At 70.7% G+C, this 11,325-nt stretch carries 10 protein-coding genes; 4 read left to right on the top strand and 6 right to left on the bottom strand.

Annotated features, from left to right (window positions below):
- On the top strand, positions 1-1,205 hold a 1,205-nt coding region (locus AOK24_RS28365; protein ID WP_055722900.1), incomplete at its 5' end, for an NAD(P)-binding domain-containing protein.
- 82 nt (positions 1,206-1,287) lie between these two features.
- Here the strand turns inward: AOK24_RS28365 and AOK24_RS28360 are convergent.
- From AOK24_RS28360 to AOK24_RS28350, 3 genes are all read right to left on the bottom strand, one after another.
- A complete protein-coding gene (locus AOK24_RS28360) occupies positions 1,288-2,253 on the bottom strand; it encodes a chaplin family protein (protein WP_063799530.1) in 966 nt (321 codons plus the stop codon).
- A gap of 166 nt (positions 2,254-2,419) precedes the next feature.
- A complete protein-coding gene (locus tag AOK24_RS28355) occupies positions 2,420-2,647 on the bottom strand; it encodes a chaplin (protein WP_010355667.1) in 228 nt (75 codons plus the stop codon).
- A gap of 259 nt (positions 2,648-2,906) precedes the next feature.
- Positions 2,907-3,317, bottom strand: a complete 411-nt coding sequence (locus tag AOK24_RS28350; protein ID WP_055722898.1) for a rodlin — start codon at positions 3,315-3,317, stop codon at positions 2,907-2,909.
- Between the two features lie 221 nt (positions 3,318-3,538).
- Between AOK24_RS28350 and AOK24_RS28345 the strand changes: the two genes are divergently transcribed.
- The 3 genes from AOK24_RS28345 (at position 3,539) to AOK24_RS28335 (ending at position 5,625) form a co-directional block, all read left to right on the top strand.
- Positions 3,539-3,940 carry a rodlin gene (locus tag AOK24_RS28345; protein WP_055722897.1) on the top strand — a complete coding sequence of 134 codons (402 nt, stop codon included), beginning with the start codon at positions 3,539-3,541 and terminating at the stop codon, positions 3,938-3,940.
- 102 nt (positions 3,941-4,042) lie between these two features.
- Entirely contained in the window at positions 4,043-5,113 is a 1,071-nt protein-coding gene (locus AOK24_RS28340; protein ID WP_055722896.1) for an LCP family protein, read from the top strand.
- A gap of 104 nt (positions 5,114-5,217) precedes the next feature.
- Positions 5,218-5,625 (top strand): rodlin, encoded by a 408-nt coding sequence (locus AOK24_RS28335; RefSeq protein WP_010355662.1) that lies wholly within the window; start codon positions 5,218-5,220, stop codon positions 5,623-5,625.
- Between the two features lie 57 nt (positions 5,626-5,682).
- On the opposite strand, the gene AOK24_RS28330 is transcribed toward AOK24_RS28335, so the two are convergent.
- The 3 genes from AOK24_RS28330 to AOK24_RS28320 form a co-directional block, all read right to left on the bottom strand.
- On the bottom strand, positions 5,683-7,605 hold the full coding sequence (locus AOK24_RS28330; RefSeq protein WP_055722895.1) for an AMP-dependent synthetase/ligase: 1,923 nt from the start codon (positions 7,603-7,605) through the stop codon (positions 5,683-5,685).
- Positions 7,606-7,696: 91 nt separating this feature from the next.
- Positions 7,697-8,551 (bottom strand): ABC transporter permease, encoded by an 855-nt coding sequence (locus tag AOK24_RS28325; RefSeq protein WP_055722894.1) that lies wholly within the window; start codon positions 8,549-8,551, stop codon positions 7,697-7,699.
- The gene (locus tag AOK24_RS28320; protein ID WP_055722893.1) at positions 8,548-11,178 is read right to left on the bottom strand and encodes a CocE/NonD family hydrolase; all 2,631 of its coding nucleotides are present in this window, start codon (positions 11,176-11,178) and stop codon (positions 8,548-8,550) included. Before AOK24_RS28320 ends, AOK24_RS28325 begins: the two co-directional genes overlap by 4 nt.
- Positions 11,179-11,325: the final 147 nt, after the last annotated feature.

Genomic DNA, 11,325 nt, shown 5'->3' with positions numbered 1-11,325 from the left:
ACATGCCGCGCGGCATGTTCCTCAAGTCGGAGCCGTGGGCGTCCAACCTGTCCGACCCCGCCGCGCGCTGGCGCCTCGACGTGTACGGCGACAAGCGCGGCGTCTCCGTGCGGCACGGCGAGCCGATCCCGGTGGAGATGTTCGCCGAGTACGGCCTGTGGTTCGCCCGCAACGCCGTCCCCGAGGTGGACGAGCGGACCATCGTCCGGATCTCCCCGCGCCCCGGCGGCTTCGAGGCGGTGACCGACGACGGGGAGACCGTCCACGCCCGTACGGTCGCCCTCGCGGTCGGCGTCATGCCGTTCGTGGAGATCCCCGCCGCGCTGCACGGCGTCTCCCCCGGCCTCGTCACCCACAGCAGCCACCACAGCTCCCTCGACCGCTTCCGGGGCCGCGACGTCACCGTCATCGGCGGCGGCCAGGCGGCCCTGGAGACCGCCGCGCTCCTCGTCGAACAGGGCACGAAAGTCAGGGTGTTGGCGCGCGCGGACCGGCTCGACTGGAACGACGTCCCGCCGCCTTGGGAGCGGCCCTGGTGGCAGTCCCTGCGCTCGCCGCACAGCGGGCTGGGCTGCGGCTGGCGGAACTGGTTCTACTCCGAGCGGGCCGGCTGGTACCGGCGCCTCCCGGAGGAGACCCGGGCCCGCATCGCCGCCGACGCCCTTGGCCCGGCAGGGGCTTGGTGGGTACGGGACCGGGTGGAGGGTGTGGTGGAGGTCCTGCTGGGCCACGAAGTCACGTCAGCGGAAGGGAAGTTGACGAATTCGGCTGCCGGCAAAGGCAAGGTGAGGTCCAAGAAGCCCGAACCAGCCGCCGAGAAGCTCACGTTGGAGGTCACCAACACCTCCGGCCGCACCCGCTCCATCGAGACCGACCACGTCATCGCGGCCACCGGCTTCAAGGCCACCCGCGACCGACTCGCCCTCCTCTCCCCCGAGTTGCGCGGCGCCCTCGCCGAAGTGGCCGACGGATCCCCTTCCGTGGGACGGGAGTTCGAGTCCTCCTGGCCCGGCCTCTTTCTGGCCGGCCTGGTCACCGCCTCCGGCTTCGGCCCCGCAATGCGCTTCGTGCACGGCGCGACCTTCACGTCCAGCACACTCGTACGAGGCGTACGGCGCCGGCTGCGCACCGGGGTGCCCGGCGGGGCGGTCCCGGCGCCGGGGCGGAGCGGGGAACGCGGCGCGGCGGACACCGTACCGCGTTGATCCCGGGGCCTGCCGGGCCCTGAAACGCGGGTGCCGGCCGCTTCGAGGAGCGTCCGGCACCAAGGGGCGTGCGAGGGGTTCGTCACCGACGGGCAGCGGCCTTGCCACGTCGGTAGAGAACGACGCCGCCCGCGATCATCGCGGCGCTGAAACCGGCGGCGGCGAGCAGGTCGCTCGAACCGGTGTGGGCCAGGACGGGCGGCTTGGCGGGGGGCTGGTCGTTGCCGGCCGGGGGCTGGTCGTTGCCCGTGGGGGGCTGGTCGTTGCCGGTCGGCGGCTGATCCCCGCCACCCGGAGGCTGGTCGTTCCCCGTGGGCGGCTGGTCACCCCCACCGGGCGGCTGGTCGTTGCCCGTCGGGGGCTGGTCCCCGCCGCCGGGCGGCTGGTCGTTCCCGGTCGGCGGCTGGTCGCCCCCGCCCGGAGGCTGGTCGTTGCCCGTCGGAGGCTGATCCCCGCCACCCGGAGGCTGGTCATTGCCCGTCGGGGGCTGGTCCCCACCGCCGGGCGGCTGGTCGCCCCCACCAGGCGGCTGCTCGCACGTCTCGCCGTTGGAGTCCGGCGCGCCGATCACGTCCCCGGGGTAGTCGCAGACGTCCCCGCCGGGCGGCTGGTCACCCCCGCCCGGGGGCTGGTCGTGCCCCGACGGGGGCTGGTCACCGCCGCCGGGCGGCTGACCGGTCCCGTACCCCGAGTCCTCGCCGGAGTCGTCGGAGTCATCGACCCCGTACCCGTGATCACCGCCGTAGGACCCGTACGACTCGTCGTCATCGTCCGCCCCGTACCCCTCGTACTTCCGAGCCAGCTCCGCGGCGGAGCCGCAGGAGTTGCCGAAGGTCGGGTTGAAGCCGGCTGCCGCGTCGACCGTGTTGCCGCACGCGTTGACCGGTACGTCGACAGGGACCTCGACGCTGTTGCCGGACAGGACACCGGGCGAGCCGGTCGTGGTGCCGCTGGTGTGCGAGTCGGCGAACGCCGGGCTGCCGCACAGGGACAGAATGCTCGTCGCGGCAGCCGCCGCGACCATTCCCCTGCTCAGGGTCTGTCGCAATCTCGTTGTCTTCCTGCTCGAACTGCCATGAATGCTGGACTCGGCGTGAACGGACTCGACGAGGGCCACGACTGGCGCGAGAGTGCCGAAGGCCGGCCTCGGAACGTTGGGCAGGTGTCCAAGGCCGGCCTTCGACCAAGCCGTTCAGCCTGGTGTGACGCGAACGTCAGTCGTTGACGCAGGTGTTGCCGAACGCCGGGTTCAGGGCCGCGATCACGTTGACCGTGTTGCCGCAGACGTTGACCGGGACGTGCACCGGGATCTGGACGACGTTGCCGGAGAGGACACCCGGCGAACCGATGGCCGCACCCTCGGCGCCCGCGTCAGCGAAGGCCGGAACCGCACCGCCGAGGGCCAGTACCAGACCCGCGATGACAGCAGCGCTCTTCTTCATGTCTATCCCTTCTCCGTGGTCATGCCTCCCATGACCTACAGGCTGCAAACGAGAGATAGACGGCGAAAGAAACTGAGCAACATGGGCCGAACGGGAATTCACTCGAACGCATTCATATAATCAGCACTTCGGAGTGACAGAACGATTCTTCGCACCCCTTTCCGCAAGGAAGTAAAGTCAATTGACGGCGTGTCACGCAGAAACGCCCGGACGGCCCGCACGCAGAACGGACCGCCCGGACGCGACACACCGGCGGACGTCAGCCGTTGGAGACGCCGTTGCCCGAGAGCGCCGAGATGTCGCTCAGGATGTGCGACAGCGGCTCGTCGCCCTTGGCCTGCGTCGAGTTCTCGACACACTGCTGGTTCTGCGGGGCCGACAGGATCGGGATGTCCTGGACGGCGATCGGCACCACGCCGACGACGGAACCGACGTTGGCCTTCAGCGGCACGCCGGCGCAGAGCTTGTTGACCGAGCCCTGGACCAGGGTGGCCTGGGGGCTCATGTCGCCCTTGGTCACCGAGTTGCCGAACGCGGACTGCGCGCCGTTGCCGCTGGCCGAGGTGGTCCCGCTGTCGTCCCCGATGGCAAGCGCCTGGGGGGCCACCGCCGCGCTCGCGCCGACGACGGACGCGGCTACCGCCGCCACGGCCATTGCCTTCTTCAGCATTTCGCTCTCTTCTCTTTCCCGATCCCGGCCGTGGAGCCGGGACCATGTGCCTGCCCCCGACACAACAGCGGACACGGGAATTGGTTGCGGCACGTCACCCGATCGGTTTTCCGACACGCCGGTCTTGAGCCGTACGGGTGAATGGGGGAAACCGTCGGGCCCCTTCGTCGGTTGATCAGCGCACTCCGGTGGACGGGGTTTCTCCAGAAGGGACTTATCCAGTGATCAAGAAGGTACTCGCCGCTGCCGCTGTCGCCGCGTCCGTCGTCGGCGCGGGCGCCGGCCCGGCCCTCGCCATCGGCAACGACCACGGCACGACCTCCGCGAGCGGCAACGGCGCCTCCCAGGCGTTCGGCAACTCGGCGACCTACGGCAACATGAGCCCGCAGATGGCCCTGATCCAGGGTTCGCTGAACAAGCCCTGCATCGGCCTGCCCGCCAAGGTCAACGCCGGTTCGATCGTCGGCCTCGTGCCGATCGCGGTCCAGGACATCAACGTCCTGTCCTCCCCGCAGAACCAGCAGTGTGTCGAGAACTCGACGCAGGCCAAGGGCGACGAGCCGCTGTCGCACATCCTCGACGACATCTCGGTCCTCGCGGGCAACGGCGCGGCCAACCACTGAGCCGTCGAACGGGTTCACTTCGCTGAGCCCAGGGGCTGATTTCCGCCCCACCGCAGCGGGCCGCCGGTCTTCCGGCGGCCCGTTCCGTCTACGGTGCGCGGCGTGACGAGCGACAGAGCACCGAACCCAGCAGAGAGAAACCTTTCGCCACTTCTACGGCCGTCCCGGCGCCGCCTGGCCCTCCCCGCCGTCGTCCTCACCACGGCGGGCGCCCTCCTCACCGGCGCCGCTCTCCCCACCGCGCACTCCGCGCCCCGCCGCCCCCTGAACATCCTCGTCCTCGGCACCGACGAGCGGGACACCATCACGGCCGCCGAGAAGCGCCGCTTCCACGCGGGCGGCGAGCCCTGCGGCTGCTCCGACGCGATGATGCTGGTGCACCTCTCGGCCCGCCGGGACCGGGTCAGCGTCGTCGGCCTGCCCCGCGACTCGCTCGCAACGATCCCGGCGTACCGCGACGACGCGGGCCGTACCCGCCGCGCGCACCCCGCGAAGCTCAACTCCGCCTACCAGGAAGGCGGTCCGGAGCTGGCGATGAAGACCGTGGCGGCGTTGACGGGCGTACGGATCGACACGTACCTCCAGGTGGACTTCCGGCGGTTCATGGACACCGTGGACCAGGTCGGCGGTGTCGAGGTGTGTACGCCGCGGCGGCTCAGGGACTCCGCGACCAAGATGGATCTGCGGCCCGGCAAGCACCGGCTGCGGGGTGGTCCGGCGCTCCAGTACGTGCGTTCGCGGCACTTCGACAACAGCGCCGACCTCGGCCGTATCCAGCGTCAACAGCGGTTCCTGGCGCAGGCGTTGCGCGGGCTCCAGGCGCGCGGGCTGCTCGCCGATCCGGTGCGTACCGTCAAGTGGGCGCGCACGCTGCTGGGTTCGGGGCCGCAGGGGTTCGGGGTGAGGGAACTCGTGCGGCTGGCCGGGGAGTTGCGCAAGGTGCCGGTGGGGGCGACGGAGTTCACGACCGTACCGATCGCCGGTTTCAACCCCGTGCGCAAGGACGTCGGTTCGACGCTCGCGTGGGACGGGAAGAAGGCGCGGGCGGTGTTCTCGAAGATCGCCAGGGACCAGCCGCTGCTGGCGAAGCGGGCGAACCCCCGGCCGAAGGATCCGCCGAGTCTGGTGGGCGCGCCGGTGGCGGTGCGCGGGGGCGCGTATGTCTGCAAGTAGCGCTCGGCTGAACGGGGCATCCTGCGCAACCTTCGACGGGGGTCGGCAGTTCTCGATCACGCAGCTCCTCCCCCGGAGTCCGCTTTTCGAAGGGAACAAGAACCATGAAGAAGCTGTGGGCAACCGCCGCTGTAGCCGCGTCCGTAGCCGGTATCGCCGCCGGTGCCGCGCCTCAGGCGCTGGCCATCGGTGACGACAGCGGGACCACCTCCGCCAGCGGCAACGGCGCCTCGCAGGAGTTCGGCAACTCCGCCACCTTCGGCGACATGAGCCCGCAGCTCTCGCTGGTCCAGGGCTCGCTCAACAAGCCCTGCATCGGTCTGCCGGCGAAGATCAACGCCGGTTCGATCGTCGGCCTCGTGCCGATCGCCGTCCAGGACATCAACGTCCTGTCGGCGCCGCAGAACCAGCAGTGTGTCGAGAACTCCACCCAGGCCAAGGGCGACGAGCCGCTGTCGCACATCCTGGACGACATCTCCGCCCTGTCGGGCAACGGCGCGGCCAACGGCTGAGCCGTACCGCTCCCGTCGTACGGCGGGTCACCGGTCTTCCCGGTGGCCCGCCGTCCGTCATTTCTTGCGGTAGATCTCCTCGATGTGCTCGGCGTACGCGCGCGTCACGACGTCCCGCTTCACCTTCAGGGACGGCGTCAGCATCCCGTTCGCCTCGGTGAACTCCCCTTCCACCAGGGCGAATTCGCGGATGGACTCGGCGCGGGAGACGGCCTGGTTGGCGTAGTCGACGGCCTGTTGGACGGTCTCGCGCATCCTCGGGTCGGCGGCGATCTGGGGGAACGGGGTGTCGGCAGGGAGCTTGCGTACGGCGAGCCAGTGGGCGACGGCGTCCGGGTCGAGGGTGATCAGCGCGGCGATGAAGGCGCGGTTGTCGCCGACGACCAGGCACTGGCCGACGGGGGCGCGGCTGCGGAGGCGGTCCTCCAGGACGGCCGGGGAGACGTTCTTGCCGCCGGAGGTGACGAGGAGGTCCTTCTTGCGGCCGGTGATGGTGAGGTAGCCGTCGGCGTCGAGCGCGCCGAGGTCGCCGGTCTCGAACCAGCCGTCTTTCAGGGCCTCTTGGGTCGCCTCGGGGTTGTTCCAGTAGGCGCGGAACACCGCGCCGCCCTTGATCAGGACCTCGCCGTCGTCGGCGATGCGGATCGCGGTGCCGGGGACCGGGCGGCCGACCGTGCCGGGGCGCGGTTCCAGCGGCGGGATCATCGTCGCGGCGGCCGTCGTCTCCGTCAGCCCGTACCCCTCGTAGACGATGATCCCGGCGGCCTGGAAGAAGAGGTTGAGGGTGCGGTCGAGTGGACTGCCGCCGCTGATCGCGTAGTTGAGTCTGCCGCCCAGCTCGTTGCGGATACGGCGGTAGACCAGTACGTCGTACAGGGCCCAGGCGGCGTACAGCTTGAGGTCGGGGCCCTTGGGGGTCTGGTTCAGGAACTTGGCGAGGTACGCCTCCGCGAACCTGACGCCGATGCGTTCGGCGCGGTCGAAGGAGGCGCCTCGGCCGATCTTCTCGGCGGTGGCGCGGCCGGTGTCGTGGATGCGCTCGAAGAGGTAGGGGACGCCGACGAGGAACGTCGGCCTGAACTCCTTGAGGGCCGGGCGGAGTTCGTCGGGTTTCACGCTCGGGAAGTGGCCGACCTCGATGCGGCCGGTGAGGCAGGCGATCTGGAGGACGCGGCCCATGATGTGCGCGAGGGGGAGGAAGAGGAGGGTGGAGGCGGTGCGGCCGGTGACCGCCTTGAAGACGGGGTGGAGGAGTTCGAGGACGTTGCCCGCCTCCTCGTGGAGGTTGGTGTGGGTGAGGACGCAGCCCTTGGGTCGTCCCGTCGTACCTGAGGTGTAGCAGATGGTCGCGGTGGCGTCGGGGGTGAGTTCTCTGCGGCGCTTGACGACCTCGTCGTCCGCGAGATCCCGGCCGAGGTTCTTCAGGTCGGCGAGCGCGCCCGCGTCCAGCTCCCAGAGGCGGGGGTCGCGGCCGGCGGTGGCCTTCACGACCGTGGCGGTGTTCGCGGGGTTCTCGGTGATGACGTGCCGGGCGCCGGAGTCCTGGACGATCCACTCGACCTGTTCGGCGGAGGAGGTCGCGTAGACGGGGACGGTGACGCCGCCCGCGGACCAGATCGCGAAGTCGAGGACCGTCCACTCGTACCGGGTCCTCGACATCACCGCGACCCGGCCGCCGGGTTCGACGCCGGCCGCGATCAGGCCCTTGGCGACGGCGGTGACCTCGGCGGCGAACTCCGTCGCGGTGATCGGGCGCCAGGTCCCTGCGGAGTCGCGGCGGCGGAGGATCACGTCGGTGGGGGCTTCGGCGGCGTTCTTGTACGGCAGGTCCGCCATGCTGCCGGTCGTCAGGGGGGCCGTGAGGGAGGGGACCGCCGCCTCGCGGACCGTGCCGGTGTCGTCCCGGACCAGGTCCAGGGCGGTACGGGCCGCGAGGTCGGTGCGCCGCTTGGCTTTTCTGAGGTCCCTGCGTACGCCCATGACGGCTCCCCTGACTTCAACTGGCTGGAAGTGAGGGCAACTTACTCGTGCGTAGCCTTCTGAGGCCAGAGGTTGACCAAGAGGAGACCGGTCAGGAGACCACGTCCTTCCGGGCGAAACCTCTGAACGCCAGCGCGAAGAGGATCACCGCGTACGTCACCGACACCGACGCGCCCTGCGCCATCCCCGCCCACTCCGGGGTCGGCTGGACCGCGTCCGCCCAGGCGTACTGCCAGTGCGCGGGGAGGAAGTCGCGCCAGTCGCCGAGCGCGGTGACCTGGTCCAGGACGTTGCCGACGATCGTCAGGCCGACCGCGCCGCCGACCGCGCCGAGCGGGGCGTCCGTCCTGGTCGAGAGCCAGAACGCGAGCCCGGCGGTGACCAGTTGGGAGACGAAGATGTACGCGACGACGATCAGCAGCCGCTGCGCCGCCGTACCCGGCGCGAGCGCGCCGCCCGTCGGGAGGTCCAGCGGGCCCCAGCCGTAGGCGGCCGTGCCGACCGCGAGGGCGACCAGCGGGAGCAGGACCATCGCGGCGAGGCTGAGGCCGAGGCCGACGACCAGCTTCGACCACAGGAGCCGGGCCCTGGGGACCGGCGCGGCGAGGAGGTAGCGCAGGGAGGACCAGCCGGCCTCCGAGGCGACCGTGTCCCCGCAGAACAGGGCGACCGGGATGACCAGGAGGAAGCCGGCCGACACGAAGAGGTTCACGGCCGCGAAGTTGGCGCCCGAGGCCGTCGCCGTGTCCATCAGCGTGACCTGGCCCTCGCGGCCGTCCGGTGTGCCGCCGATCATGAACGCGATCCACAGGACGAACGGCAGCGCGGCGAGGATGCCGCCCATGATCAACGTGCGCCGACGCTTGAGCTGGCGGGCGAACTCCACCTTCAGCGGCAGGGTCCTGGCCGCCCGGTAGCCGGAGGCCGTCTCGGTGAGCGTGCTCATGCGGTACCTCCGATCAGGGTGAGGAAGGCGTCCTCCAGGCGGCGGTGCGGGCCGACGGACTCCACCGGTACGTCGAGCCGGACCAGCTCGGTGATCAGGCGTTTCGCCGTGCCGTCCGGGCCGAGGCGGACCAGGATGCCGCCGTCCGCCTGCGTCGCCGAGACGATGCCGGGCAGGGCCGCGATCTTCTCGACGATCGGCTCGTCGACCGGTGTCGCCGTGCCGACCAGGAGCGTGTCCCCGGAGCCGACGATCTCGGCGACCTTGCCCGCCTGGACGAGCTGGCCCCGGTCCATGACCACGAGGTGCGTGCAGGACTGCTCGACCTCGGACAGGAGGTGGCTGGAGACGATGACCGTACGGCCCTGGGCCGCGTACCGGATCATCACCTCGCGCATCTCGCGGATCTGCGGCGGGTCGAGGCCGTTCGTCGGCTCGTCGAGGATCAGCAGGTCCGGCAGGCCCAGCATGGCCTGGGCGATGGCGAGGCGCTGGCGCATGCCCTGCGAGTACGTGCGCACCGCGCGGGCGAGCGCGTCGCCGAGGCCCGCGATCTCCAGGGCCTCCTCCATGTGCGCGTCCTCGGCGGGGCGGCCGGTGGCCTGCCAGTACAGCTCCAGGTTCTCGCGGCCCGACAGGTGCGGGAGGAAGCCGGCACCCTCGACGAACGAGCCGACCCGGGAGAGGACCGGCGCGCCCGGGCGGATCGCGTGCCCGAAGACGCGGATCTCGCCGCCGTCGGGCCTGATCAGGCCCATCAGCATGCGCAGGGTGGTCGTCTTGCCCGCGCCGTTCGGGCCGAGCAGGCCCAGGACCTGGCCCTTCTCGACGGTGAAGCTCAGGTCCTTGACGCTGTACCTGTCGCCGCCCTTGTACTTCTTCGTCAGGCCGGTGATCTGGAGGGGTACGTCGGTGAGTTGCGGCTCCGGCGCCGGGGTCGCCGTGCGGCGGCGGGCCGTGAGGAGCAGGGCGGCGGCGATGCCCGCGCCCGCGAGGGGGAGCCACCAGACCCAGGCGGGGAGGGTGGACGCCGCGCTGTCGAGGGCCGGGTCCGTCGGGACGGTCAGGTTCTTGTCGGCCAGGGAGACCGTGTACGACGCCGCTGCCGCCGGGGAGGCGTAGCCCAGGTCCGTCGAGGCGAGGACCAGGCGGAGGCGGTGGCCCTGCTCGATCCTGCGGTCGATCGCCGGGAGGGTGATCTTGACGTCCTGGCCGTCCTTCGCGCCGGCCACGCGGATCGGGGTGACCAGTTGGGAGGGGAGGACCTGGCTGCGGCCGTCCGCGCTGACGTCGTACACCTTCGCGAAGAGGACTGCTTCGGCGCTCGTGGACTTGACGTGGACGGTGACTGTCGGGGAGCCGGTGATGCGGAGGTCGTCACGGACCGGCTGTGACGTGAACGCCGCGTACTGGCCCGGGAAGTCCAGGGAGAGGCCGACGCCCAGGGAGGAGAGCTGGGCCAGGCCGCCGCTGCCCGCGCCGAGGCCCGGGAGCGCGGAGATCGCGGGCGGGTTGGCGCCGGGCGGGTTCGTGAACGTCTGTTCTTCGCCGGTGAGTTGAATGTTCCTCGGGTCGTTGCCGAGGCCCGGGTACGTGTCCGCGCTCGCGCCCCTCAGCTGGGCCGCGCCGTCCGTGGAGTCGATGCCTCCCGTGCGCGTGACGCGGAACGCCGGGCCCGTGTCCGCCGCCTTGTCGTCCTTCAGGTAGCGGTCGAACCAGGTCTTGACGCGGGACTGGACGCGGTCCGACTCCAGGTTGCCGCCGTCGTGGCCGCCCGCGATCCAGTCGACGTCCACGGGGGCGCCGTTCGCCTTGATCGCCTTCTGCGCGGCGTCCGACTGTTTCAGGGTGAAGAGGGAGTCCGTCTGGCCCTGGATCAGGAGCGTCGGGACCTTGATGCGGGTGCCGACGGCCGAGGGCGAGCGCTCTTCGAGGAGCTTTCTCGCCTGCGCGTCCGGGACGCCGGATTCCGCGACCCTGTCGTACATCTCGCACAGCGCCGGCTCGAACTTCGCGCAGCCACCCGCCGTGTTGAAGAAGACGCCGGTCCAGAGTTTCTTGAACACGCCGTCGGGGAACAGGGCGTCGGCGAGGTTCCAGTACGTAATGGAGGGGGCGATCGCGTCCACGCGGTTGTCGTAGCCGGCGGCTAGCAGCGAGATGGCGCCGCCGTACGAGCCGCCCGCTATGCCCACGCGCGGGTCGTTGTTCTTGTCCAGCTCGACCTGCGGCTGTTTCGCGAGCCAGTCGATCAGCTTGGAGACGTCCTTGACCTCGGCGTTCGGGTCGTTGAGCCCGATCTTGCCGGTGGACTTTCCGAAGCCGCGTGCGGACCAGGTGAGTACGGCGTACCCGTCCCGGGCGAGGTCTTCGGCTTGCCCCTTCAGGTCGTCCTTGCTCCCTCCAAACCCGTGGGCCAGCAGCACGGCGGGGCGCTTCTTGTCACCCTTGGTGGTGAAGTACGAGGTGTCCAGCTTGACGCCGTCCACGTCCATGACGCGGCTCGCCTCTTGCACGGCGGGCTTGCCGTCCGACGCCACCGCCGTCCACGTACCAGCCCCCGCCAACACCACCACTGCGGCTGCACCGGCCAGCAACCGCCTCCGCTTGAGCGGCCCCCACCTCATGTGCGGCCCCGGTTCGCGTGCCGTCCCGGCAGTCGATCATCCATGCGTCAACGGTACGGGGTGAGTCTGACAATCAGCTGTCGACCGTAGGGCGAGGTGGGGGCCATCCTTGGGGCGTACGGGGTGGTGGGGTGTACTGCGGGCGCG

The organism is Streptomyces niveiscabiei, assembly GCF_001419795.1.
Lineage (GTDB): Bacteria > Actinomycetota > Actinomycetes > Streptomycetales > Streptomycetaceae > Streptomyces > Streptomyces niveiscabiei.
This window is presented reverse-complemented; position numbering and strand designations above follow the sequence as displayed.

Excerpts from the sequence above, each read along its gene's own strand:
- AOK24_RS28355 (WP_010355667.1), bottom strand. The coding sequence starts at position 2,647 with ATGAAGAAGAGCGCTGCTGTCATCGCGGGTCTGGTACTGGCCCTCGGC.
- AOK24_RS28350 (WP_055722898.1), bottom strand. The coding sequence starts at position 3,317 with ATGCTGAAGAAGGCAATGGCCGTGGCGGCGGTAGCCGCGTCCGTCGTC.
- AOK24_RS28335 (WP_010355662.1), top strand. The coding sequence starts at position 5,218 with ATGAAGAAGCTGTGGGCAACCGCCGCTGTAGCCGCGTCCGTAGCCGGT.
- AOK24_RS28330 (WP_055722895.1), bottom strand. The coding sequence starts at position 7,605 with ATGGGCGTACGCAGGGACCTCAGAAAAGCCAAGCGGCGCACCGACCTC.
- AOK24_RS28325 (WP_055722894.1), bottom strand. The coding sequence starts at position 8,551 with ATGAGCACGCTCACCGAGACGGCCTCCGGCTACCGGGCGGCCAGGACC.
- AOK24_RS28320 (WP_055722893.1), bottom strand. The coding sequence starts at position 11,178 with ATGAGGTGGGGGCCGCTCAAGCGGAGGCGGTTGCTGGCCGGTGCAGCC.